Here is a 656-nt window from a genome sequence, read left to right on the forward strand (position 1 = left end):
AGTTTCTTTTTTAATCGCTCAATCCCTATTAAAGTAAGACTGGCAAGTTTACTTTTTAGTTTATTTACAGCTAGTGGTTTGTTAAACGGCAAATTATATATTCTTTGGCATGCTAGCCAACCACCTCAACTTTTCCCTTATCGTTTTGTTTTCTTAATTACTTTTATTATGGTCTTTTTCGCTAGTTATCAACTGGCTAACCACAACTCAAAAGCTGATTTAAAGATTTCAACTGCTTGCTTTTTATTCTTTTTAGCTTTCTATTTCTTCAGATCAAGAAAATTGCTTTTTCTTAATGCGGCTGCTTGCTTTTTAGCTTTATTAATTGCCTTAATTTCTCTTGCTTTAGTAATTCTTTACTACACTAAGAAAATTAATCCTTGGATTCCTGCAGCTTTTCTTATTCTAGAGATGTTTTTATCTGCCACTATCTTTTGGAATAATATTAAGCAGCCTTCCACAAATATTACTAACTACACCGCTCAAACTCAGACTTTTATTAATCAATTACCTAAGACTGCTAAAGATCAACGATTAGCTAAAAGCTTTTTATTAAATAATGATCGTGGTGAAAGTTATACTTTCAACTATCGTGGAGCTGAAGTCTTTTCTTCAAATAACGACCCTAAAATTAGTGACTTTTATTCATTATTAGG

General features: G+C 31.2%; 1 pseudogene (running past one end of the window). It reads left to right on the plus strand.

Going from position 1 to position 656, the window contains the following annotated elements:
* Positions 1 to 656, plus strand: a pseudogene (locus tag ACNDLV_RS00710) (YfhO family protein); its annotated part reaches 761 nt to the left of the window's first position; the annotation flags it as partial.

It is taken from the genome of Lactobacillus fornicalis (genome assembly GCF_055362665.1).